The 1,143-nt window shown below is 73.5% G+C and carries 1 protein-coding gene and 1 pseudogene; both read left to right on the top strand.

Going from position 1 to position 1,143, the window contains the following annotated elements:
- Positions 1 to 286 (top strand): annotated as a pseudogene (locus G3I65_RS50630) (exopolysaccharide biosynthesis protein); the annotation flags it as partial.
- Positions 283 to 1,143, top strand: an 861-nt coding sequence (locus G3I65_RS50635) for a Wzz/FepE/Etk N-terminal domain-containing protein (protein ID WP_309236070.1), incomplete at its 3' end; no start/stop codon positions are given. The pseudogene G3I65_RS50630 and the gene G3I65_RS50635, both read left to right, overlap by 4 nt.

A 1,143-nucleotide genomic window follows, 5' to 3' on the forward strand; every position in this document is an offset into this window, starting at 1 on the left:
GCTCGCCGCGCTGGCCGACCGGCTGTCCGTGCCGCTGCGCGTCTTCGAGTACTCGCCCGCGCGGCCGACCGTGCCGGACGCCGGTCCCGACTCCGGCGTGCTGGTGGTCCTCGGCGCCGGCACCCGCACCGCGTGGGACCTCGTCCGGCTCGCCGAGGCCTGCGCCGACGCCGGCCAGGAGCTCGTCGGCGCCGTCCTGACCCACCCCGTCCGACCGGCCGAGCCGGAGAAAAAGCCCGAACCCGCGGCGGAAGCCCCCGAGAAAGCCCTGGCAGGTTCGGCGTGACGACTACCTCCGAGACCCCGGCCGCGCCGCTGGTCGACCTCCAGCGCCTCTTCGTCGCGATCCGCCGCCGCAAGCGCTTCTGGCTGGCCACCGCGCTGCTCGGGCTGATCGCCGGCGCGGCGGTCGCGATCGTGCTGCCGGCGCCGCCGACCGCGGTCGCCAAGGTGATCGTCGTCCACCAGGACGACTCGCCGACCGACAGCGGCACGCTCATGCGCACCGACGTCGCCGTGCTGCAGACCACGCAGATCGCCCAAGGCGCGCTGAAGAAGCTCAACAGCACCGAAGCGCCCGAAGAGTTCATGAAGAACTACGCGGGACTGGGCCTGACGAACAACGTCCTGCAGATCACCGTCAAGGCCAAGAGCAACGAAGAGGCCGTGGCGCAGGCGCAGGCGCTGGCCGACACGTTCATCGCCGACCACGTCCAGCGCAGCCAGGCGGCGGCCGCCGCGCAGTCCAAGGCCATCCTCGACCAGCGCAAGAACGCCCAGGACGAGCTGGCCAAGGTCGACCAGCAGATCGCCGACGAGACCGGCAAGGGCCGCAACGCGAACGCCAGCACCCTCGAAGGCCTCTACGGCCGCCGGGCCGCCCTCGCGTCGCAGGTGTCGGACTTCGACTCCCGCGCCCAGCAGGCCGGCATCGGCAGCCCGCAGGTCGCCGCGGGCACGCAGATCGTCGACGCGCCCCGCGCGCTGCCGAAGGCGTTCCTCAAGACCACCGCGACCAACGCCGGCATCGGGTTCGCCCTCGGCCTCGCCCTCGGGCTCGCGCTCGTCGCGGTCGGCGCGGTGTCGCGCGACCGGCCGGTGCTGCGCCGCGAGATCTCGGCGCACCTCGGCGCGTCCGTGCTC

Origin of the sequence: Amycolatopsis sp. SID8362, from assembly GCF_010550475.1 — a bacterium.
GTDB classification, from domain to species: Bacteria; Actinomycetota; Actinomycetes; order Mycobacteriales; family Pseudonocardiaceae; genus Amycolatopsis; species Amycolatopsis eburnea.